The sequence below is a fragment of the Campylobacter sp. MIT 21-1684 genome, from assembly GCF_026241315.1.
Lineage (GTDB): Bacteria > Campylobacterota > Campylobacteria > Campylobacterales > Campylobacteraceae > Campylobacter_D.
The window spans coordinates 1-24688 of the sequence record NZ_JAPHNA010000021.1 but is presented as its reverse complement, the minus strand read 5'-3'; the positions used below and the strand labels follow the sequence as shown (position 1 = coordinate 24688).

The 24688-nt window shown below is 33.3% G+C and carries 15 protein-coding genes and 4 pseudogenes; 1 reads left to right on the top strand and 18 read right to left on the bottom strand.

Annotated features, from left to right (window positions below; translation table 11 throughout):
- Positions 1-77: 77 nt before the first annotated feature.
- The 3 genes and pseudogenes from OQH62_RS08840 to OQH62_RS07545 form a co-directional block, all read right to left on the bottom strand.
- On the bottom strand, positions 78-665 hold the full coding sequence (locus OQH62_RS08840) for a methyl-accepting chemotaxis protein (RefSeq protein WP_416333350.1): 588 nt from the start codon (positions 663-665) through the stop codon (positions 78-80).
- Positions 666-1205: 540 nt separating this feature from the next.
- Positions 1206-1700, bottom strand: a pseudogene (locus OQH62_RS08835) (MCP four helix bundle domain-containing protein); the annotation flags it as partial.
- 133 nt (positions 1701-1833) lie between these two features.
- On the bottom strand, positions 1834-3291 hold the full coding sequence (locus OQH62_RS07545) for a glutamate synthase subunit beta (RefSeq protein ID WP_266015878.1): 1458 nt from the start codon (positions 3289-3291) through the stop codon (positions 1834-1836).
- 619 nt (positions 3292-3910) lie between these two features.
- On the opposite strand from OQH62_RS07545, the gene OQH62_RS07540 reads away from it, so the two are divergent.
- Positions 3911-9313: a restriction endonuclease subunit S gene (locus OQH62_RS07540; RefSeq protein WP_266015877.1), complete on the top strand. Its 5403-nt coding sequence runs from the start codon at positions 3911-3913 to the stop codon at positions 9311-9313.
- 59 nt (positions 9314-9372) lie between these two features.
- Here OQH62_RS07540 and OQH62_RS07535 read toward each other — a convergent pair whose 3' ends face one another.
- The 15 genes and pseudogenes from OQH62_RS07535 to gltB form a co-directional block, all read right to left on the bottom strand.
- Complete coding sequence (locus OQH62_RS07535; protein ID WP_266015876.1) at positions 9373-10167, bottom strand: TSUP family transporter; 795 nt, start codon at positions 10165-10167, stop codon at positions 9373-9375.
- A 38-nt stretch (positions 10168-10205) separates the two neighbouring features.
- The gene (locus OQH62_RS07530; protein WP_266015875.1) at positions 10206-10757 is read right to left on the bottom strand and encodes a toxin; all 552 of its coding nucleotides are present in this window, start codon (positions 10755-10757) and stop codon (positions 10206-10208) included.
- Positions 10758-10766: 9 nt separating this feature from the next.
- Complete coding sequence (locus OQH62_RS07525) at positions 10767-11588, bottom strand: cytolethal distending toxin subunit B family protein (protein ID WP_266015874.1); 822 nt, start codon at positions 11586-11588, stop codon at positions 10767-10769.
- 1 nt (position 11589) lies between these two features.
- Positions 11590-12306 (bottom strand): cytolethal distending toxin subunit A/C, encoded by a 717-nt coding sequence (locus OQH62_RS07520; RefSeq protein ID WP_266015872.1) that lies wholly within the window; start codon positions 12304-12306, stop codon positions 11590-11592.
- A gap of 330 nt (positions 12307-12636) precedes the next feature.
- Positions 12637-13059: pseudogene (locus tag OQH62_RS07515) on the bottom strand (site-specific DNA-methyltransferase); the annotation flags it as partial.
- A gap of 162 nt (positions 13060-13221) precedes the next feature.
- Positions 13222-13863: a hypothetical protein gene (locus tag OQH62_RS07510; RefSeq protein ID WP_266015870.1), complete on the bottom strand. Its 642-nt coding sequence runs from the start codon at positions 13861-13863 to the stop codon at positions 13222-13224.
- Positions 13864-13879: 16 nt separating this feature from the next.
- Entirely contained in the window at positions 13880-14758 is an 879-nt protein-coding gene (locus OQH62_RS07505; protein WP_266015868.1) for a DNA-methyltransferase, read from the bottom strand.
- Positions 14739-15584 (bottom strand): type II restriction endonuclease, encoded by an 846-nt coding sequence (locus OQH62_RS07500; RefSeq protein ID WP_266015866.1) that lies wholly within the window; start codon positions 15582-15584, stop codon positions 14739-14741. Before OQH62_RS07500 ends, OQH62_RS07505 begins: the two co-directional genes overlap by 20 nt.
- Before the next feature lie 3 nt (positions 15585-15587).
- Positions 15588-15677: pseudogene (locus OQH62_RS07495) on the bottom strand (hypothetical protein); the annotation flags it as partial.
- Positions 15678-15684: 7 nt separating this feature from the next.
- Positions 15685-16455, bottom strand: a pseudogene (locus OQH62_RS07490) (TdeIII family type II restriction endonuclease).
- A complete protein-coding gene (locus OQH62_RS07485; RefSeq protein ID WP_266015864.1) occupies positions 16455-17411 on the bottom strand; it encodes a DNA-methyltransferase in 957 nt (318 codons plus the stop codon). The pseudogene OQH62_RS07490 and the gene OQH62_RS07485 overlap by 1 nt, the downstream one beginning before the upstream one ends.
- Positions 17412-17413: 2 nt before the next feature.
- Positions 17414-18382 (bottom strand): DpnII family type II restriction endonuclease, encoded by a 969-nt coding sequence (locus OQH62_RS07480; RefSeq protein WP_266015862.1) that lies wholly within the window; start codon positions 18380-18382, stop codon positions 17414-17416.
- The gene (locus OQH62_RS07475; protein ID WP_266015860.1) at positions 18379-18534 is read right to left on the bottom strand and encodes a hypothetical protein; all 156 of its coding nucleotides are present in this window, start codon (positions 18532-18534) and stop codon (positions 18379-18381) included. Before OQH62_RS07475 ends, OQH62_RS07480 begins: the two co-directional genes overlap by 4 nt.
- Before the next feature lie 116 nt (positions 18535-18650).
- Entirely contained in the window at positions 18651-19973 is a 1323-nt protein-coding gene (locus OQH62_RS07470; protein WP_266015859.1) for a DNA methyltransferase, read from the bottom strand.
- Between the two features lie 177 nt (positions 19974-20150).
- Positions 20151-24653 carry a glutamate synthase large subunit gene (gltB, locus tag OQH62_RS07465; RefSeq protein ID WP_266015857.1) on the bottom strand — a complete coding sequence of 1501 codons (4503 nt, stop codon included), beginning with the start codon at positions 24651-24653 and terminating at the stop codon, positions 20151-20153.
- Positions 24654-24688: the final 35 nt, after the last annotated feature.

Genomic DNA, 24688 nt, shown 5'->3' with positions numbered 1-24688 from the left:
TTTTGAATTAAATATTAATATGGAAAAAGAGGAATTCTTAATAAATTGTTAAGAATTCCTTATAAGGATTCAAATATTTAGAGTTTAAAAACCGAAATCTTTTTTTGCAAATCGTCTGAAATGTTTTGTAGTTCGTGCATAATCGTTTTATTTTCACCAACATCTTCTAATGTTTTTTTTGAAATATCTGCCATAAGATGAATTTTGTCTTCTATTTCCTGCATTAATTTTACTTGTTGACCTACCTCTTGATTAACATCTTGAGCCTTTAACAAATTATCACTAGCTTTCTCAAAAATAAGTTCGACACTATCTCTAACCCTTTCACTTAAAGTTTTTCCTTGAGAAATTAAAGGTATAGACTCTTCGATCACTCCAACTGTAGTTAAAGTTTCTTCTTGAATTTTCTTATTTATTGTAGCAATCTGTTCTGTAGCACTACCTGTTTTTTCAGCAAGCTTACGAATCTCATCTGCCACTACAGCAAACCCTCGACCAATCTCTCCAGCACGAGCCGCTTCAATGGCAGCATTTAAAGCCAATAAATTAGTTTGATCAGTAATTTCACTAATAAGCTCAGTGCTTGTGCCAATATGTTTAGCATGTTCGCTAAGCAATGAAATTTGTTCAGAAATTTTTGAAGAATAATCAGTGATAATTTCCATTTGAGAAGCAGTATCTTCTGCGGATTTCTTATTATTTTGACACACTTCTGTTGTGTTTTTCGAATTTTGTTCAGTTTCAAAAGCAACTTTAGAAATATTTCGTGTTTTTTCATTTACCTCACGAATTTTAAGCACAGATTCTGTTGAAGACTTACCTTGAAGAATTGCTGATTTCTCGGTATTATTAATACGCTCAGCCATTAAATCAACCTTATTGTTTAATTCCTTAGATGTTATCATCATATGTTGAATTACGCCTTTAAGATGATCTTGCATTTTAGCCATAGCACACAAAATACTCTTACTATGGCGCGTACTAATTACTTGCGTTAAATCTCCATTTGCAACTTTTGCAATAATTTTATTAACCTCAGCTGGCTCTCCACCAATAGAACTTTTAATATATCTAACGATATAAAAACTAATGCTAAAAGAAAAAATAGATGCTACAATTACAATTAAAAACATAGTTGGTGCAAAAAGTCCTGTTTCTTGAAGTGCAATTTTCGTAAGTTCTTGATTGGAAAGTTCTTTATAATCTATTAGCTTATTAATTTGTGCAAGCCATAAAATAAATCCATCTCTTACTTGTTCATTTAAAATTTTTATTGCCCCGGATAAATCATGATTAACAGCTTTTTCTACCATTTCTTGATAAGCTTTTGTCATTAAAGCATTTGTTTTAGATATGTCTTCAAACATAATTTTTTCTTGATTATCTCCAACTTTACTCAATAAAGATGACAATATTTTATCCGCTTCATCATAATCTTGTTCAAGTTTTTTAATTTGCTTTAAAGTATTTTCTAAGTCCCCTTGATTTGATAGCAAAACAACATCACGCACTAAAATAGAACGATCGTGAACACTGCCTCTATAATTAATCGCTTGACGTGAAATTAAAGCATTATCACCGGTAGCCTTTTGAAGCACTCCATCTAAAAGCTTAACTTTTATTATGCTGTAAAAAGCTATACCCATCATAATAAGAATAATAAAACCGAAACCAAAATAAAGTTTTGTAGAAAGTTTCATAATTTCAATTCCTTTATAAAATATTAAGAACGACTATTATGATACAAAAAAAAAAAAACAAAATCCCAACCACAAAACCAGATTTCAACATTTCATAATCTTATTTAGACATTCTTTTTTGCTGTTAAAAACCTTAAGAATATAAATTAAACAAGCTTCTATGCACTTCTAAAGCACACTCTACTCCATCTTTTATAGCCCAAACAACAAGACTTTGACCTATTCTTGCATCTCCACAGGCAAAAACTTTTTCTCGAGAACTTTGAAAATTTCTCTCCTTTATATTGTTTTTGCTATTTAATTCAATAGCAAAATTTTCTTTAATTTCGTTTTCGCACCCAGAAAATCCTATCGCTAGTAAAACAAGATCGGCTTTATAAAACTTTTCAGAATTTGGTATCTCAATGTTAACAAGTCGTCCATTCTCTTTCACTTGTTTTAAATCAACAGCCAATACTCCTTCAAGCTTTCCGTTTTTTCCTATAAATTTTTTTGTCATCTTTTGATATTTTCTTGGATCTTGATTGTATTTTGCAATAGCTTCTTCCAAGCCATAATCAGTAGTAAAAATATCTGCTTTTAAAGGCCAAGGATTATCGCTAACACGTTTAAGAGGTTTTTTTGGACTGCGTTCAAACCTAGTAATAGATTTTGCCCCTTGCCTTGTTGCCACAGCCACACAATCCACGCTTGTATCTCCACTCCCAATAATAAGCACATCTTTATCTTGTGCTAAAGTACCGCCTTTACCTGTATCGAGCAAGGTTTTAGTGTTTTGTGTTAAAAAATCAACCGCAAACATCACTCCTTGCAATCCTCTGCCTTCTATATCTAAATCAATAGCTTTACTTGCCCCGGTTGCTAATACAACAGCATCAAATTCTTTTAAAATCTTATTCGCTTTAGCCTTTGAATCTATATTTTCTTTAACCCTAAATTCCACTCCGCTTTGCTTCATAAGTTTTACTCGTCTTTCAATCACTTTTTTTTCAAGCTTCATATCAGGAATCCCATACATTAAAAGTCCGCCAATCCTATCGCTACGTTCAAAAACAACAACCTTATAACCAAGAGAATTAAGTTCATTTGCGCACGCGAGTCCTGCAGGACCACTACCTACAATAGCCACTTTTTTACCATTGTATGTTTTAGGAGTATTAGTTCTAACCCATTTTTGTTCGAAAGCATTTTCTATAATAGCAAGCTCATTATTTTTAATTGTAACACTCTGAGTATTAATCGCACACACACAAGAATCTTCACAAGGTGCAGGACATACTCTGCCTGTAAATTCAGGAAAAGGATTGGTAAGACTTAATCTTTCATAAGCCTGTTGCCATTCACTTTTATAAATATTATCATTCCATTCAGGAATAAGATTTTTTAAAGGACAGCCTATATCTCTGCCTTGCTCTAAAACACCTGTTTGACAAAAAGCCACACCACAATCCATACATCTGCTGGCTTGTTCTTGTTGTGTTTTTTTATCATTAAGAAAAGCAAATTCCTTATAGCTCTTAATACGTTCAAGTGGGGCAATTTTTTTTAAATCTACTCTTTTAAAGTCTAAAAATCCTCGTGGATTAGCCATTGTTTCTCCTTTTATTAAACTTTCTTAATAGCATAATATATCCTGTTTTATCTTTGAATTAGAATATCAAGTTCTATATTTATTATTCATTATTTATATGCAATTTTTCTTTTTTCTACATAATTTTTATATTGTAGATTAATCTTTTTTAATTTATTTTTTCTTTATTAGTGTAAAAAACTTACAATAAAAATTATAACATAATCTATCACTGCTTCTGCGTTATACTAGATACTCTATAAATATATTGAAATGGTACGCGACTCATTTTCTTTTTGCTCTAACTCCTGTGCGGGCTTTTCCTATCAAATACTCATCAGCAAGATTTTGTAGAGCGAGATGGGTAAAAGAGTATAACAAGTATGTTTTATCTTATCTCATACACTTGCCACTTTCTTAGATTCTTTAACATTTGCTTTATTTTATTCTGTCTTAAGTTTCTCACATTCGCATTTAATAAGATTTTGAGGGATTAATGCAAAGTGGCACAAGCCTCGTTTGAAAAAGTGTATTTTTGGGTAAATTATTAAGCCAAACTTGCTATAATCGCACCTTTAATTTATATCAAAATTCATTCACCCCTATGAATATTAATGATAAAGATTAATGAGGAAGCTCAATGATAACAAAAGAAAATCTGCAAGTTGTTTTAGAAAGTTTGGGATTTGTCCCGCAACCAAACAATAAAAAGCGATTTAAAAAGACTTATCACAATAACGCAAATGTCTTTATAGAAGTGGATTTTGGCAAAGAGAAAATTACTTACTCTCCGCTAGATTCTAGTTTCAAAGAAGGTGAATATCCAAACTTAGAAAATAAAAGTGCGGGTTTTATTATCCATAGAAATACTACAACGAATTTTAGCTCCAATGAAAATTTTGTTTGTCTCATTGCTATCGACAAGCTTTTAAGCAAAGGTTATGAGCCAAAGCATATTATCCTAGAACCTACCTTTAAAATTGGGCATAATCAGCAAGTTTATGGCGATATTTTAGTGCTAAATCAACAATTTGAAAATCTCATTTTAATAGAAAATAAAACTTATGGGGGCGAGTTTAAGAAAGAATGGAATCTTATGCTAAAAAATGGAGGACAACTTTTTAGCTACTATGCAGTAAATAAAACAGATTTCTTATGCTTACTTGCTTTTGATTATGAACCAAGCCTAAAAAGCCTTATTTACGCTAGTCACATCATCACCACAAAGGACAATCAAAAGCACTTAAAAATTATTAACACAAATTTAAAAGAGGAGGATAAAAAGTTAGGCTTTGAAGATTCTAAAAACGCAAATGCAAAGGATTATTTCAAGGTATGGAATGAAAGCTATTCTTTAGCATATACAAGCAAGGGTTTATTTGAAGAGGATATTTTGCCCTACAAAATAGGCAAAGAAAAATACACTCTTAAAGACTTATCGGTTGTGCCTTATAGCGAGATTAGCGGTATTTATCACAGCTTTGCGACTATTTTACGCAACAATGCCATAGGAAACTATGAAAACACCTTTTATATCCTTGTAGATTTGTTTTTATGTAAAATCATTGATGAGATAGAAAATCCCCAAGATTTGCAGTTTTACTACAAAGGCATATTTTATGATAATCCCTTTAGCTACTGCGATAGGCTTTTAAACCTCTACGAAAAAGGCATTGAAAAACTTTTTAAAAAGAAAGTTGTCAATGTCCAAAAAAGTGAAATCGACTATCTTTTTGAAACTGCTAAAAGGCATAAAGGAAAGTTTAAAGAAAGCATTGAAAAAATCTTTGATAAGCAAAAATACTTCAATATCAAAAAATTTAATTTCATTGAGGTAGAAAACGAGGAGGAATTTTTTATCAATTTTAAAGTTTTGGTGCAAATTACAAATTTAATCCAAGATTTCTACATTAGCAAAAGCGAAAACAACCAATTCTTAGGCGATTTGTTTGAGGGATTTTTAAACCGAGCTGTGCATCAAACAGAGGGGAGATTTTTCACTCCTACGCCGATTACAAATTTTATTATTAATTCCTTGCCAAGCTTAAACAATAATGTAAAGATTTTAGATTTTGCTTGTGGGGCGGGACATTTTTTAACCGAATTTATCGCACATAATAAAAATGCTAAGCTTTATGGCATAGAAAAAAATAAAGACTTAAGCAAAGTCGCAAAAACTGCTTGTATTTTTCACAATCCTAAAAGCAAATCACAAATCATTTTCCAAGATGCCCTATATTTCATCAAAGAAAGTTATAAAGATGAGTTTGAAAATGAAAGCTTTGATTTAATACTCTCAAATCCACCATATTCTGTAAAAGGTTTTTTAGCTAACCTAGAAAAAGCCCTAAACGCCTTTAGTCTAAGCCAAAGCATAGACTCTAAAAGTTATGACAAAAACAATGCCATAGAATGCTTTTTTATAGAAAGGGCAAAGCATTTTTTAAAAGAGAGTGGAATCCTTGCTTTAGTTTTGCCTGTGTCTATCTTGCAAAAGGGTGGTATTTATGAAAAAACAAGAGAAATTTTACTTTCTTCTTTTGAGATTTTAGCCCTTGTGGAGCTAAACTCACGCACTTTTGGTAGCACAGGCACACAAACTATTATTTTATTTGCTAAAAGAGTGGAAAAATACGATGAGGACTTAATCAATAAACTTAAGAGCGTTTCTTTTTGTGATGAGATTTTAAGCAAAGACTTTGAAGATTCTGCCTTCTTGCAAAATTATTGTGCTTTTATGGGTTATGGATATGAGGATTTTAAGGTATTTATGAGCGAACAGATTGTGGTTGATGATTTGCAAAACACTGGAATTTTTAAAGGATATTTTGCAGATTTTTATGCGAATAAGCCTAAGAGATTTAAAAAACAAAAAATCAAAGAAAATGACAAAAAATTCCTGTTTGAACAATCTAGCTTTTTTAAAAGTGATTTAGAGCCAAAAGAGTATAGAAAGCTTTTAAAGGACTTTATTAAAAGTGGAGAATACAAAGCGGCAGAAAAAGACTTGCATTTTAAAAATTTCTTAACACAGATAAAAGAATTAGAGTTTGAAAAAATACTCTACTTTGCCTATATCCAAAAAAATAATGTGCTGATTCTTAAAAGCCCAAATGATAAAAATCAAGAGGGCAAAAGCAATAAAGCAAATATTGTAAAATTTTTGGGTTATGATTGGAGCAAACGCAAAGGTGATGAGGGGATAAAATACATTACAAACAAGCCCATAGATGAGGAACTTAAAGAAAGCGATGAGGATAGCGATGAAGAGAAAAAGCAAAAAGAAGTTTTAAGAAATATCAATTCTGTGAAATTTATAGACACACCGCTTTATAATCCAAATGATAAAGAAGATAAAACTAAACTCTGCTATGCTTTAAAAGTTTTTATGGAGAATCACTCTTTGCAAGAAAATAATGATTTAGATAAAAATTTTAATCTATTGTTAGAATCCTTACAATCCCAAGAAGCCAATTCTTATACTCTTTTTGCGAGTAGTTTAAAAGATATGCTAGATTTTACCAAAGTAGAATTTGATAAGGTGATAAGCCTTAATCCCGCTATCGTGCTAAGTGGTAGTCATACAGGGCAAAGCAAAGTATCCAATCCTTTTGCAAATTCTAAATATGAATTGGTGAGGTTGGGGGAGATTTTATTAAATATTCAAACAGCAAAAAGACCACAAGGTGGCGTCAGCAATTATACAAGCGGGGCGTTAAGTCTAGGTGGCGAACACATTGACAATAAAAGTGGTTATGTAAAAATGCAAACGCCTAAATATGTGCCTATGGAATTTTATGAGAATTTCAAAAAGCAAGACAAAGGCATTGTTAAACAAAATGATATTTTACTCTGCAAAGATGGCGCATTGACAGGCAAAGTTGCTCTTGTAAGAAAAGAATTTGAAAATCAAGCAGTTATGATAAACGAACATATTTTTTTATTGCGTTGTGAAAACTTAATGACACAAAAATATATGTTTTTTATTTTGCATTCTCAAAGTGGGCAAGAAGTTTTAAAGTCCAAAATTACAGGTTCTGCTCAAGGCGGACTAAATTTAACAAATCTAAAAGAACTCAAAATTCCCCTCCCACCCCTAGAAATCCAAAAGCAAATTGTAGAGGAATGCGAAAAGGTAGAGGAGCAATATAACACGATACGAATGAGCATTGAGGAATACCAAAAACTTATCAAAGCAGTTTTGGTAAAATGTGGAATCTGTGAAGCACAAAGTTTAGAATCTGCAAATAATGGGGGGGGGTATAAGCTCTCTTTTAGCAGCTTAGATTCTATTGAGAGTTTCATTGCACAGACTTTAGCCCATATTGCAGAGTTAGAATCTAAACTTGATTGGGAGTTACTTTTTGCTTGTCATTCTGAAGCGTTAGCTGAAGAATCTAAGAACTTAGAAGAATCTCAACAAGATTCCTTTTCTCAAAAAGAAAAAGGGTTTATTCCCTCCCCGCTCCCCTTAGCCCCAAAAAGAACAAGGTCGCCACTTTTTCTCATTCAAGGGGAGAGCCTCGCCAATCCACTTCTAGCAAAAAATCGGGCAGGAGACACTACTGCTCCTGCTTTTCCCGATTTTTTACACCACGAAATGGGCGAGAAAAACGCCGCTTTATCTATAAAAGCTCTTTTAGAATCTCTGCCTACTCCACCAAAGGAGGGTTGGGATTCTGTGAAACTTGGGGAAGTATGCAAATTTAATGGTGGGAATGGATTTCCAAAAGAATATCAAGGGAACAAAGATTCAACTCAAACCCCTTTTATAAAAGTCTCTGATATGAATTTAAAAGAAAATGAAAAGGGAATCAATATAAGCAATAATTATGTTACACAGGAGGTTATTAAAACATTATCTTTGAGAGTTTTTCCAAAAAATACTATTGTATTTCCAAAAGTTGGTATGGCAATCCATACAAATAAAAAAAGGATTTTAAAAGTTCCTTGTATTGTGGATAATAATATAATGGGAGTAAATATTTTAGACAACAAAAAAGATGAGTTAAACAATAAGTTTTTGTTTATCATTTTTAATTTTTTCATTGATTTAAAGGATATAGCGAGTAGTGCAAATCCTCCTTCAATCAATAATTCAAACTTAAATACTTTGCAAATCCCCCTCCCACCCCTCAAAGCGCAGGAAAAAATCGTTAGCGTAATTGAGAATATAGAATCCAAAATCGCAAAGATAGATTCCACACTTGAAAACTTAGAAAAAGAAAAGGCGAATATTCTTAATAAATCCTTAAATACAGAGAGAGAGAGAGAGAGAGAGAGAGACAACAAAAAACTTAAAATAATCTTAAATAAAATTACCCTCTATCTCTCACAAAAAGATTTTTGGCAGAATACCCTTAACCTTGCTTTACAAAAATGTGGTATCAAGCAAAGCACTACCCAAATCTTGCAAAACCTCATCGCCTCTCTTCCTCAAATCCCTGTACAAGACTGGGAAAGGGTGAAACTCGGGGAAGTGTGCGAGATTTTAAGAGGAGTTACTTACGATAAAGCACAACAAAATATAGAAACAACACAAAATATTATTTTAACTGCGGATAACATAACACTAGAAAACACTTTTGAGCTTTCTAAAATGATTTATCTCAAAGAAAATTTTCAAATAGACAAAACGAAAAAACTTGTTAAAAATGATATATTTATGTGTTTTTCAAGTGGAAGCTTAAAACATATTGGCAAGGTTGCTTTTATAAAAAATGATACATTTTATTATGCTGGTGGATTTATGGGAATTTTACGCTCTTTTGAAAATATTAAAGCGAAATTTTTATTTTGTGTTGTTTCAAGTAAAAATTTTAAATTGAATTTGGAAAATCTAGCAAAAGGGGCAAATATAAATAATCTTTCTAGCGAAATTTCAAATCTTCAAATCCCGCTCCCACCCCTAGAAATTCAAGAACAAATCGTTTCTGTGGTGGAGGATATAGAATTTGCCCTTGCACATTTAGATTCTTTTCTGTCTGCTTTAGAATCCCAAAAACAAGCGATTTTAAAAGAAGCTTTGATAGAGGAATCTTAAACGCAAATCCGCTTTAAGATTCCGCAGCTTACACCACAAACAGAGCCTTAACATTTCTCTTACAAAAACTCCCTAACAAGCAGTTGCGCAGAAAGAGCAAAGCATACACAGATGACAATCGGGCGGATAATCTTTGCTCCATGTTTTATTGTAAGGCGCGCTCCAAAGCTTGCACCAATAACTTGCCCCACACACATAATACTACCCAAAATCCATAGCACATTACCCCCAAGCACAAAAAACAAAGTAGAGGCGATATTAGTACTAAAAACTACCCAACGCGAATGTGCTAAAGCTTTGCTGAGTCCATATCCACCTATGCTTACAAGTAAAGCTAGGATAAATGGACCAATACCAATGCCTAAGAATCCTCCATACAATCCAATTCCTGCCATACTTAAAAACAAAAAGATTCTATGTGGTTTTTGCATTTTGTCCTCCTCACTAATCTTCGGAGAGAATAAAAAATATGCACCTACGATTATCATCACAAAAGGCAAGATTTTTGAAAGCAAAGCGACTTCTACAAATTGCACCAAAATTGCACCTAATGCACCAAAAAGCGTTGCGATTATCATCACTGCACGACTTTCTGTCATATCAACTAAGCCTTGATGATAATAATGTGCTGCACTTGTAAATGAGCCTATACAGGCTTGAAATTTATTTGTTGCTAAAGCTTGGAGAGGGTTTAATCCACTTACAAGGAGCAAGGGCATTGTTATCATTCCAGCTCCACCAGAGAGTGAGCCTACAAGCCCACCTATGATAGAAACGATAAAAAAGAGGGCATAAAAATACACTGCAATACCCTCAAATGTCGGTGTTGTGAGTAAGTCAAGCCAATCACTCATATTCGCCCCTCTGCTAGAATTGAGAGTATTATAGCAAACTAAGGATTAATCGTTCTTGCTTCAATGAGGGGAGGGAGGATAAGCATAAGATTACGCAAATCAACACTAAAAAAACTATCTACATCACAAAAGTTAATACCAATGCCTATTCCTCCGGGTAATCGCGGATTAAAAAAAGTTGTAATACATTCATTTTTATCTAATACAAAAGAACGAATCTGCACAGCAGCAGTCGTTGTAGGGATAATGGTAAAGAGGGTTTGAAAATTTTTGTTTTTTAAATCCTCTTCACACGAAATAAGCCCAAAAAAACCACTTTCTTCAATGCCTAGACAGAGTTTTGGGTTATCTGTATTGACAAACTGCACGGCTCCTAAGTTAAACTTGTCAAAAGGGTCGCTTTTGCGAATCTCCTCATCAAGAACGATTTGTTTGAGATTCCAATTTGGGTGTCTGTAATCTGGAGCAAGTAAATCTCCCGATAAAGCACTTCTTAGAGAAAATGGTGCTGTAAAATCAGGTAAATCTTCGGGATCGCCACCATATACAAAGCTTGAGATAAATGCGAACAATAGAATAAATTTTTTCATTTTTACCTCCTAAAAACGTCCAAAATGCACAGGAAAATGATCAGATAAAAGGTGGGTGCGTATGCTTGCGGCAATGAGCAAGGCTGTGATTTCTGGCAAACTTATTGTGGAGCGAGTAGCACTTGATCTACCAACCACTGCATAATCAAGTGTTCTGTTCGCACCTCTAGCACCAAAATGTGTCGCAGCATTTGGTGCTACAATGTGGATATGATTCGTAATTCTTGTATCAAGTCCTGCTTGTAAAAGAGCTGGGTCGCGATTGAAATCTCCTGCAATGAGCCAATTAATTTGTGGCATATTGATAAAATTATCATGCACTGCTGTAACCAAAGCAGGTGCATCACCGCCACCACTTGCTAGAGCGTGAATATTAAAAAATACATCATTGCCAATACGAATGCCAATAGCTGGGCGTGATGTTTCTGGTGCAACGACATTTTGATGCACAACAAACACTTCATCAGCTCTCCTATCAGAAACTATCGCAAGATTCACTCTTCTTGCCCCAACATCAAGGGGAGCATAATAGATATATACTGAATTTGGTCTAGAGCGAGTGCCAAGCTCCCAAATAAATTCCTCCACAGGTGTGCCGCCGGGCTGAACCATTCTGCCTGTTCTCCTAGCACTTGCAGGAATAGCACCCGCTTCTTGCACCATAAGGATATTTGCGGGATTATCGCCTGTGATGAGTTGCCGCACACTTACATTCCATTTGTTTTCTGCATTTGCTGAAGCACCTTGTAAGTTCCAAGTGCTCACTCTATAATCTTCAATATTAGCGAATGCAAAGCTAAATATCATAAAAAAACATAATAAGATTCTCATTTTAATCCTCCGTTGAGTCAATTACAAAAAGAGGTTTTGCTGCGTTTATGATAGGAGTGATATACCATTGTTGGTCAAGAGTAGGCATATTTATCGCACATTTTGTGAGATAAATACTATAATATGTCGTAGTTCGCACAAGTGGAGTTTGCAGACAAGTTTTTGCGCTCACACTTTGAATCTGTATGGCTTGATTGTCAAAAAAGTTAAGATTCCATAATTGTGGTGGATATTTGCTATCGCACACTTCATGAACCACTCCATTTTTATAGGCTTGGAGACAAGTGCCTTTTTCTTCGTTTTTAATCATTACTTGTCCATTTGGCAAACTAATAATACGCCAAAACGCTGCTTCACCAAACTCGTGTGCATCAAGAGGTGTATATCCCCATATCCAATTTCCCGGCTCTAGTGCCCAAAGTGTTAAAATGCCTCCTGATGAGGACATAATAGAGAGAGGATTAGAAGTATTTTTGTCTATTTTCGGTGCATTTTCATTAGAGCTTGTTAAAGGGATTTTTGTTTTTTGCATTTGCGCTTGCATTAACATTTGTTTTGATTTTTCACCCGGTATTTGATGATTTGGCGGCGGTGTCGGACTTAGCCCTATGCCCAAATCTTTTTCGTTTATAGGTGAAGTTTTGAGCTGATGAACTTTTGGCTTTGAGGAACACGCCACGAACAAAAGAGTTATGAAAAGGAAAATTAAATATCTCATTTTATAGCCTTTGTTTTATCATAAAGTGATTGAATAATATTGCAAATTTACTAAAGTGCTTATACATAATCTTAAGAATATTCAAATATTATGTATCCTACATACGCTTATTATAGTTAATTTAAATCTTAAGGTTTGCTCTCCTTATGTTGATGTATTTTAACTGCCTAGATTTGCCTAATTTGCTCTTTTAGTAAAATTGCTTTATTCAAAATCCCTACATAATATATAAAAACTATTAACAATTAAGAATCTTTAATAAATACTTATCGGCAAGATTTTGTAAGGCAAGATGAGTAAAAGAGTGTAACAAGTGTGTTTTGCTCCATTTCATACATTTGCCATTTTCTTAAATTTTTTAATATTCACCTTATTTTGTCCTGCCTTAAGCTCTCCACATTTGCATTTGATAAGATGTTGTTTATTGTATTCCTCTATCCACTTTTGATTGATTCTTATCGCCTCTTTGCTCTCATCAATGCCTATAAATGTGCGTCCCAAATAAAAGGCTTCTTTTAAAAATCCACCGCTTCCACAAAAGCAATCCATTACTAAAGAATCCACATTAGAGGACATTTGAACAATTCTTTTTAACATCGCATTATTTTTCTGTGTCGGATACATAGGACTTTGCGTGTCTTTAAACTCCCAAATATCTTGAATCTTTTTGCCCTTGCAATCTTGTGCATACACCTTTTTTCTAGGCACTCCATTTTTGCTCCACTCAATCAACCCCGCTTTTTCTAGCCTATCTAACTCGTTTAAAGAGCAACGCCAATGTCTGCCCTCTGGAGGTTTTAAGCCATTCTATTCTTGCCCACTTTCGCGTAAAGTTTGGTGCATAATTTACAAAATGGTTTTCAAATTTGGTGTCTTTTAAAATGCTCATATCATAAAATCACATGGAAAAAATTCCTAAAAATTTATATTTTCATTTTCTTTATTCTTCTTTTTCAAATATTCTCTAAAATATTCCCTTGATTGTGTAAAATCAAACCTTTTAAATGGTTGATTATTCTGTTGTAATTCTTCTAAAATTGCTGATATAGTTTTTCCATATCTATTAAGAATTGTATTTACTGAAGCAAAATTATGTGCTCGGGGATTTTCACCTATTTTCTCTCGCAGATTTATAATTATCTCATCTAAAATATCAGTTTTTCTTAAATTTAAGCCCATATACATAATATTGATAATTTCAAAAAGCTCATTGGCTAGTTTTGTTGGTTGCACTTGCTTATTCGTGTTAGTATTATTGCTTTTTATGTTTAACTCATCGACTACTTGAGAAAAGGGATTAAAAAGCTTTATGGAATCTTTGGGGATAGATAATATTTGCATTAATTGCTCTCCACAATCATAGCCAAGATAAAATATTTCTTTCTTTTTGGTATCCTTATGTATCGCACTAAATTGATAATATTTATCTGTCAATTCTCCACCACATTGATTTATTTTCGTGCAACCATTGAGCAAAACCGCATAAGCTAACACTTTAATATTTTCATATTCTTTTATAAATTTTTCCTTTGCTTCTTTGCCTCTTAAACTTTTCATAGTTCCACCTTTTATATTAAATTTTATCAAAAGAAATTATTTTTGTGTAATAGTCCATATTTTCCAAAAGCTTTAAATCATTCATTTTATTTTTGATGATTACAGCATTTTTCTCTAGTTCTTTTTTTCTATCTATTGATATTTTTATAAATTCGCTTTCTCTTTCTATGCCGATAAACTTTCTGCCCAAAAGATTAGCGGCTATTCCTGTGGTAGAGCTTCCACTAAAAGGATCGCAAATGAGAGAATCTTCATCACTTGCCATTAAAAGCAATCGCACGAGTAGTGCTAGAGGCTTTTGAGTGGGGTGCTTACCATTGACCTTTTCCCAAGGCGCAATAGCAGGGAAGCTCCACACATCACGCATTTGTTTGTTGCCATTTAGCTTTTTTAGAATCTCATAATTAAAAATGTGCTTATGCTTTTGGCTTTTTCTTGCCCAAATAATTTGCTCTGTTGAATGCGTCAAATAACGACAGCTAAAGTTTGGAGGAGGATTTGTCTTCTGCCAAGTGATGAGATTTAAAATCTTAAAATCAAGTTTTTGCAAGATTCGTCCCAAAGAAAAAATATTATGATAAGTTCCGCTAATTAAAATACTTCCCGTATTTTTTAAAGCTTTTTTTGCATTGCTTATCCATTGTAAATTAAACTCATCAATATCGTTAATACTCTCTTCTTTATCCCAATCTCCTTTATTGACACTCACAATTTTTCCACTTTGTATGCTTAAGCCATCGTTTGAAAGAAAATAAGGCGGATCGGCAAAAATAAGATCAAAATTATTTTCAAATTGAGGCAAAATCTCATTACAATCCCGTTGATAAAGGGTGAAAAGTTTATCTTTGCTCGTAAAAATAGAATGGGGAATTTTGTTAGAATGTGGAGTTGCCATTTCGCACCTTTGATATAAAATCTTTTATATTGCTTAAATTGTAGATTTCCACATATTTATAAGCTTCTTGAAGTTTGTTTTTGGCACTTAACCAACCTTTGCCATCAGTTATCCAAATAAATTCGTAATTTGAAAATGTTTCAAATTTTGGAGCTAAGTCTTGATAGGCTCTTGCGACTTCATTAAGCTTGCTTCCACCACCTGTATAAAAGTTAGATTCTATAAAATAATTCATATCTTTGCCAAAAATAACAAAATCAAATTTTTTAATATCATCTCCAAAAGCTTGGTGCAAATCCTTAAAATTTCTAATATCCACTTGTTCTTTGAAGCTTAATTGAGCATTAGCAAAAAGACTACTAAGATAAGTTTCCATAGCCTTTCCGCTGCGATTTTTTCTCGCATTACTATCAAGTCCAACTTCTATACCAAAAACGAAATCATTTAAATCTTTAATATTTCTATTGCAAAAAATTTGCTCCAATCCTGTTTGACAAATAAACTCATAAATTTTTTCATAATTTTCAAGATAAGAATGTAAAGGGTAAAAATTGCCATCAACATCAAGTATTAAATCATTTTTATCTCTCACAGCAATGAGAATATTTAAAACACTAAAAGCTTTGGGATATTCTTCAAAAAGGCTTTTAATACAAATTTTAAGCTCTTTTACATCTTTTCCAAGTAAAAAATTCAAATGATTTAAAGCTATGCTTATCTCATTTTTATTTTTGAGACATTTTTGCCAATCCACAAAAAAATCTAAAGTTCTATTACTCGTTTGAAGGCTTTGCAAAAATTTATCAAAAGCTAAATCATTTTTCATTTCCTACTCCCACTTTAATCTGCCCGGAGGCTTGCTCGTGATGTCATAGACGACACGATTAATGCCCTCTACCTTGTTGATGATTCTATTACTCATAGAATTAATGCTGATTAAACTTCTTAAAATATGCATCAATTTCACCTCTCATTTCACACTCGACTTCTTCAAAGGCTGATAAAATCAGCCCATAGCTTCCCTTGCCACCTAAAAAATCCCAGAATTCCTCTGCTACTTTCAATTCAGAATCTAAATCTAGCATTCCTGCCATTGTCCAACGCTCATAAGGTTTGGTGCATAAGGATTGTAAGGAATGGCTACAAGCGATTGAATATTGAAATGTGGATTACTATGCGCAAAACACGCCACTCAAGTTAAAAATGTGCGTTTAAACTCTTTAAAACTGCCTTTGTTTGGCTTAGCAGTTTTTAATATCAATCAAATACACATCATCGCCCTTTTGCAAAAACAAATCTACTTTTGTAGGTTTAATCGTGCTCGTTTGCCCACTTTGTGCCACACTTAAGATTCTAGCAATCTCCTCATTTTTGTTGGGTTTAGAATTTCCACTCTCCAAAGAATCCATAATGTCTTGTATCACTCTTTGCGCCTCTTTGGTAATCGTGTTCGCCACTGCTTTTTGACGCTCTATGGTATCAAAATGCTTTAGGCCTAATTCTTGCGCCACAGGCTCAAAGATACTCGTGCCAAAGTTGGTATTGAGACTTTGGATAAAGCTATAAAGTGCCATTCTATCTTTGCCTAAAAGTCTTGTGTGAAAGGGCATTGAAGAAGTTTCGGGCTTGTAGTTTTCAAATTTATTGCGTAATGCTTGAAACAGACGATTTTTAATATTGTTTTTAAGATTTTGCATTATGCCTCATTCAATAAGAAATCAAAAATATCCAATTTTTGTGTATTGTTTTCACCAAAAACTTTTAACCTTATCTTCCTCATATCAATTTCCTTTATATTTTGTGGAATTTCAAAGTATTTTTTAAGTCCCTCCCAATCGCATTCCCTTAAAGTAATAATTTCATTTAAATGAAAACTCACATAAAATTCTCCTACTTTAGAAATAAAAGATTCGGATTCTATTTTTTCTCTTGCAATTTGGCAATATTGTTCATCTTTTTCAAAACCTATAAATTTTCTTCCCAGTCTCTTTGCAGCAAGTGCTGTTGTTCCTGTCCCTAAAAATGGGTCTAAAATTATATCTCCCTCTTTGCTACTCATTAAAATAATTCTCTCTAGCAGATGAATAGGGAGTTGGCAGGGGTGATTATCTCTATTTTTAGCGTGTCTTATACGATGAATATCTGTCCAAATATCAGAGCAAAGGGGACCAAAAGGGTGTAAAATACTTTTTTTTCCCCCATAATCCTTTACTAAAACTCCTTTTCTATCTCTTTTATGTGGGTAACGAATCTCTCTAAATCTATCTTTAACTTCGCCTTTTGCATAAAATAATATTCCATAATGTGCAGGTTGTAGAGTTTTCCCCATTGGAGCAGTCATTGCCTCCCAGCTTATCCAATGTTTGAAAATTGCTCTATAATTTAAAAAGTTTGCATAAGAAATAAGCCATTTAGGAATATTATGCAAAAAGATAAAACCATCATTCTTAAGCACCCTTACGCATTCATCTATCCATTTTTCACACCATTGTAAATATTCAGATTCTAAAAGTTTATCTTTATGGGAATTGTATTTTTTCCTAAGATTAAAAGGTGGGTCAGCAAAAACACAATCTATACTATTGCTTGGGATTTTTTTCAATAGCTCCAAACAATCGCCTTGCAAAATTTCATTAATAGGCAAGTTTTTCATTTTTACACCTTAAAAATATTTTTGAGCATTAATTCAAATCGTTGCAATTCATCAGCACGAAAAGTAAAAACTTCATCATAAGCCTCAACCATTCGCTTTAAATCTTGTTTTCGGACATACCAACCAATACCATCAATAAATCCATAAAATTTAGCATTTGGATAATGCTTTTTAATGAGCATTGCTACACCAATTTCTGTTTTCGCCTTATCTCCCTGCCCAGAACTTGTTGTGCTTAAAAAAGAAGATTCTATAATAATTTGCGGATTTTGTTTATTTGGAATGATAAAATCCATAGTGCGTTTATTAAGATTTTCATTTAAACTTAAAAGCGGTAAGTCTCCACCCTCATAAGAAATAAACAATCGTGTGAGGATTTCTTTAATTGCAGATTCTGGATTATTTTGCATTGCGCCAGAATAACTCCCTTTTTGGCGATAGCGGATAAGGGTATCAATCATTGCATTTCTATCAAAATTAATTTTTTGTAAATTTAATTTATTAAGTTCAAATAAAGGCAAAGTTTTAGCTAGAAAAGGGTTAGATGAGCCTTGAAAAAAGAGGTTAATCAAACCTCCTGCAAAGTGTTGATTATTCTTAATAAGATTTTTTATTTTTTTATCACCCCATTCTTTCAAATCAGATTCTATATTAGATGTATTCCAATATTGCATATTCAGAAGTGCTGATAAATCATTATCCCTTACAATGCGGGCAATCGTAATAATTCTTTTAAGATTTTCATTGGCAATGCCATTAAGCACGAGTAAGGCTTCTAATCCAAATTCATTTATTTGTATAAACTTCACAAAAACCTCTTCTTTGCAGCCTTGATTTAAGATTTGATTTTGTAAATTGAGTAGCAAAGTTTTTATAAGGTTGATTGTATTTGCCTCATAGTTTTCTTCAAATTGTGGATTTGAAAAATAAAAAGAATTTCTCTCAATCACAATATTGTATTTTTCACTCATTTCCTCTCCCTCAAATGAAAGATACTCTCATTATACCTATTTTTGTCCTTTTCACTGCGATTAAGCACAGGTCTATCGTAGCGATGAATCATCTGCATTCCTGCTAACTTAGCTATTTTTGGATAGAGATTAAACTTATCATTTGCAACCAAAAAGACATTATAATCAACTTTTAAAAATCTTTTGGCATTTTTTAAGGCTTGTGCTATACCTTGAATATATTTTTCTTGCGCACCTTTGCTTTGCCCCTCGCTTAACTTGCCAATCTCTAAATTACTTTGCGAGGCAAATCAAAGAGGTCATAGGCATAAGCGTGTTGCTCGTGATAATCAATCAGCCCTACATAAGGCGGGGAGCTAAAGATTCCAGCAATTTTTTGAGATTGGATTAAATCTGCAAAATCTTTATCTTGTTTTTGCGTTAAAGCGATAATATCTACATTTGTAGAATCTGCATTCAAACACAGCTGTTTTGTTTCACAACGCAGAGATTCAAATTCTCTTAATCGCTTCAAAGTATCCTTAGCATAGCTTTTCCACCATTTTGCAATGCTAAAAAGTGGTTTGCAGATTCTGCCGTGCTTGGAGCAATAGTAGGTTGTAGTAATTGGCTCTAAAAGTGTGGCTAAATCCGAATGTGTCGTAGCGCGGCAGCTCCTTGCTGTGCGACTTAGGATAATGCGTAAAATATCTTGCAAAGATTTAGGAGACTTTAAAATTTCATTTTTCAGCAAAACAATCTCTTGTTTTATAGAATCTATATACCATTTTTCAAAAAAATTCCCCTGCATATTTATACTAAGGTTGATATGATAACGCTTGACTAAATCATTATAAATCTTTAAAAACTCCTGTGCTTTTGCCTCTCCATAAGCTTTTTCATCAATTTGTTTGAGTATAACTTGACGCTTAAAAGTTTTGTTCGGAAAATGCAGCTGATTAAATGTGCTTAAAGTTTCGTTTAAAGCAGATTCAAAAGAGTTGATTTGTGAGTTTTCTGTGTGATTTTCTAAGCAATTTGTAAGTCTTATAAGCTCACTTTCAAGGGCATTGAAATCATATTTAGCAACCTTAGCATTAGCAAGCAGTGCATTAAAGCTTGAAATATCAATTCCAACTGCATTCATTCCTAGCTCATTTGCCACACACAAAGTCGTGCCACTTCCTGCAAAAATATCTAACACAATGTCATTAGGCTTAAAGTAAGTTTCTAGCTTGATAGAATCTGTATGAGAATCTAAAAAATATTCTACAAGTTGAGGGATAAACTTGCCTTTATAAGGGTGGATTCTATGGATATGCTTAGTCGTCTCTGCCTCTTTATATTGCGCAAAAGAAAGAGGAGATTGCAAATGTTTTTGTGTTTTTATAGTGCTATCATAATATGCCTTAAGCTCATTTTTATCAATCAAATTTTCTTTTAAATCTGTGCTATGATTGGCGATTTTTCCATAATTTAAAAGGTAAAGGATATTATTGCTCGTTACCTTTTTACCTAAATATTCACTTGCCCAAACACTAGCCTCTTTAGGCGTAAGCAATACCGATTTGTTTTGTATGGGATTTTTATTATCAGTTAAAATTTGTGTCATTTTCTACTCCCACTCAATCGTGCCCGGGTTAAAAATAACCTCATAAAAATATAAAATTCGGTCAAAATAAAACTAAAAGTTTCTTTCGATATAAAAAACAAAACTAGTCCGACTATTTAGAATACAACTGTAAAAAATCCAGCAAAACTCAAGCTATATCTATGCTTATCATACTGGTTACAATTTATCATCTTTTTTTGTTATCTTCAAAAATGCAGCAAGCTCAGGTTCTTTTTCTTTTTTACAAAGTTCAAGCATTCTAAGCATTTTTTCATAATCTCTTGGCATCACTTTAAAAAAATCTTTTTTATCAAATCTTTGCATTATATCCATAGCTTTTTTAGAATTTGTATAAAAAATATGTTTTTGTATCATAATTTTAAGCTCTTTTTCATCTTTAGCACTCAAGTCTTTAATATCAACAAGCTCCTTATTGACATTGGCTTCATTATGCCGACCAAAAATATACACAACACCGCCGCTCATTCCAGCAGCAAAATTCACTCCAACATCTCCAAGAACAACTACTAATCCTCCTGTCATATACTCACAACCGTGCATTCCTGTACCAAGAACCACAGCTCTAGCACCCGAATTTCTTACACAAAATCTCTCACCAGCGATACCATCAAGATACACCTCTCCTTCAGTAGCCCCGTACAAACAAGCATTCCCTGCTATAATGTTTTCTTCAGGAGAAAAGGTTGCTTCAGAGGAAATCTTAGCGACGATTTTTCCACCGCTTAAACCTTTTCCTAAATAATCATTACTATCACCGATAATTTCAAGTTTTATCCCACTAATTAAAAAAGCCCCGAAGCTATTTCCGGCATTGCCTATAGCTTGAATAGATATACTATCTTCTTTTAAAGCATTTTTTCCATAGTTCTTTAAAATCTCACTTGAGAGCATAGTTGCAAAAGTTCTACTTTGATTGCCTACTTCTAAGCACAGTTTTATAGGCTTATTCTTTTCTAAAGCACTTTTGCACAATGGAAGCAAAATTCTATAATCAATAGTTTTTTCAAGCTTATTATCTTTATAATCTTTAAAATGTACGGCTGTTTTATTATAAGTTGGCAAAGATTTTAAAATTTTATCTAAATTCACTTTTCCTGCTTTACCTTCTAATTGTTTCTGACGAAGTTTATCAACTCGCCCTATCATATCATCAAGCTTTTCAAAACCCAACCTCGCCATATATTCACGAAGTTCATTGGCAATGAAATACATAAAATTGACAACTTCATCAGCTTTGCCTTTGAAACGATTTCTTAATTCTTCATCTTGAGTAGCGATTCCAAAAGGACAAGTATTTAAATGGCATACTCTCATCATTGTACAGCCTATAACAATCAATGGAGCTGTCGCAAAACCAAATTCTTCAGCACCTAAAAGAGCGGCTATAGCTAAATCACGACCATTCATTAACTTTCCATCTGTCTCAAGTCTTACCCTATCTCGAAGTTTATTCAAAATCAAAGTTTGATGTGTTTCTGAAAGTCCTAATTCCCAAGGAATTCCAACATGAGGGATTGAAGTACGTGGGCTAGCACCCGTACCACCATCATAACCAGATACCAAAATCAAATTCGCACCGGCTTTAGCCACACCGGCAGCAACAGTACCTATACCATTTTCACTAACAAGCTTTACTGAAATTTTGGCGTCTTTGTTTGCATTTTTCAAATCATAGATAAGTTGTGCCAAATCCTCGATAGAATAAATATCGTGATGTGGGGGTGGAGAAATAAGCGTTACACCCGGTGTTGAATGCCTTGCTTTGGCTATCCAAGGATATACTTTAAAACCCATTAACTGCCCGCCTTCACCGGGTTTTGCACCTTGTGCAATTTTGATTTGCAACTCTTTAGCGTGATTAAGATAATTTAAATCCACTCCAAAACGACCGCTTGCAACTTGCTTAATCGCTGAATTTTTATCTTTACCATCTTGAAGTATATATCTTTGCTCATCTTCACCACCTTCTCCTGAATTTGATTTTGCACCGATTAAATTCATCGCTTCTGCTAAACATTCGTGTGCTTCTTTAGAAATAGAACCATAACTCATAGCACCTGTTCTAAAACGTTTGACTATATTTTCGACACTTTCTACCTTATCTATGCTAATAGCCTCACTAAAATCAAAGTCCATCAAAGAACGCAAGTTGATAGATTTTTCATCTATAAGAGCAGAATACTTTTTAAAAGCTTTATAATCTTTATTTCTACAAGCATTTTGAAGATAAAAAATAACCAAAGGATCGATTAAATGCTCCTCTTTTTCACTACGAAAGCTATGAATTCCTTTGCTATCTAAAGCCTTGCTGGTAGAACTAAAGGCATTTTTATGCAAAGCAATAAGTTCCTTTTCAAAATCAGCTACACCGATACCTTCAATTCTTGAAACAGTAGAGGTGAAATATTTTTCAACCATTTTTGAATTCAACCCCAAACATTCAAAAAGTGCAGAACCGGTATAACTTTGTAGAGTCGAGACACCCATTTTTGAGGCGATTTTAACTATACCACTTGAACTTGCTTTAATAAAATTAACCACTGCCTTCTCATAGCTAAGTTTTATTATCTTATCCTTAACTAATTTATAAAGACTTTCATATACTAAATACGGATTAATCGCTGTTGCACCATAGCCCAAAAGACAGGCAAAATGGTGAATTTCTCTAGGTTCAGCACTTTCTATCACTATACTTGCGTGAGTTCGCAAATTTTTTCGTACAAGATAATTATGCAAACCTGAAACAGCAAGCAAAGCTGGAATATAAGCATTTTTTTCATTCACCCCTCTATCACTTAAAATAACAATAGACGCTCCTTTTTTAATCTGCATTTCAACCTTGATAAAAAGCTCATCAAGGGCATTTTCTAAAGTATTTTTTGTGTAATCATACAGTATGGAAAATTCTTTCACTTGAAATTTTTTCAAAGCTTTAATTTCAAAAAGCTCTTCATTACTAATAATAGGGAGGCTTATTTTTACTCGCTTTGCGTTATTTTCATCGGGTTTAAGCAAATTTCCTTCGCGTCCCAAATAAATTCGCGTTGAAGTAACGATTTCCTCGCGTATAGCATCAAGTGGAGGATTTGTAACTTGAGCAAAAAGTTGTTTAAAATAATTATATAAAGGTTGGTATTGCTTTGAAAGTACAGCTAAAGGAGTATCAACTCCCATTGCAGCTAAAGCTTCTTTACCCGTTGTTGCCATAGCTTCAACGCTCATTTTAAGCTCATCATAACTCCAACCATAAGCCTTTTGAAGGGTTAAAATTTCATCATCATTTAAAAATTTATGCTTATATATCCCGCTTTTTTGCTTTTCAAGTTCAATTAAATTTTCTAACCATTTTTCATAAGGCTTAGCATTAGCATAATGTTCTTTAATCTCGCTATCAGAAACAAGTCTTCCTTTTGCTGTATCAACAAGCAAAAGTTTTCCAGATTCTAGTCTTTTCTTTGCTTTAATATTTTTTTCATCAATTTTTAAAGCTCCAGTCTCACTTGAGAGAATTAAAAAATCGTCTTTTGTTAAATAGTATCTTGAAGGACGAAAACCATTTCTATCCAAACTTGCTCCCATTATAACCCCATCAGTAAAAACTATCGCGGCAGGACCATCCCAAGGCTCCATCAAAGTAGAATGGTATTCATAAAAAGCTCTTTTTTTTGGGTCCATATTTTTATTTTTATGCCAAGGCTCTGGAACCATCATCATAAAAGCCTCTTCTAAGCTACGTCCATTTAAAGCTAAAAATTCTAAAGTATTATCAAACATTGCAGAATCACTACTAGGTTTAGCGATAATAGGAAAAAGCTCGTCTAAATTTTCAAAATAATCACTCCTTAATAAACCTTCTCTAGCAATCACACTGTGTACATTCCCGTGTATAGTGTTTATCTCTCCATTATGTACCATATAACGATTTGGATGTGCTCTCTCCCAACTTGGAAAAGTATTTGTAGAAAAGCGTGAATGTACTAAAGCAATAGCACTTTTCATATTAACATCTTTAAAATCCAAATAAAAATCGCTCAACTGTGTTGATAAAAGCATTCCTTTATAGACTATTGTACGTGAAGAAAAACTTGAAAAATAAAATTTCGGTACAGATAAAGCTTTTTTTTCAATCAGACGACGGCAATTATAAAGCACTCTTTCAAACTCCAAACCGGCGCTTATTTTATTTGGACGCTTTACAAAAGCTTGTAAAAAATATGGCATAGCTTTTAAAGCACTTTTTCCTATATCACTAGGATTAAAAGGCACTTGTCTAAAACCAAGAAATTCAAGTTTCTTTTCTTTTAGACCTTCTAAAAATAAAGCTTTAGCTTGCTCTTTAGCTTCTGCATTAGGCGATAAAAACATCTGTGCCACAGCATAATCACCTTTATCAGGTAAATCAAAACCTAATTCTTGAGTTTTAAAAAAATCGTGAGGAAGCTGTATAAGTATGCCTGCACCGTCGCCGGAATTCTCTTCAGCCCCAGCCCCTCCTCTATGTTCAAGCTGCATTAAAATTTCTAAAGCATCGCAAATAACTTTATAAGAGGCTATTCCGCGTATATTTGCAACAGCCGCAATACCACAAGAATCGTGTTCATTTTTGGGATTATAAAGTCCTATATTTTGATTATTTTCTAAAATCATTTCCCTTTGCATCGCCCCTCCTTGAATTCTCTCAATCATTAACTAAC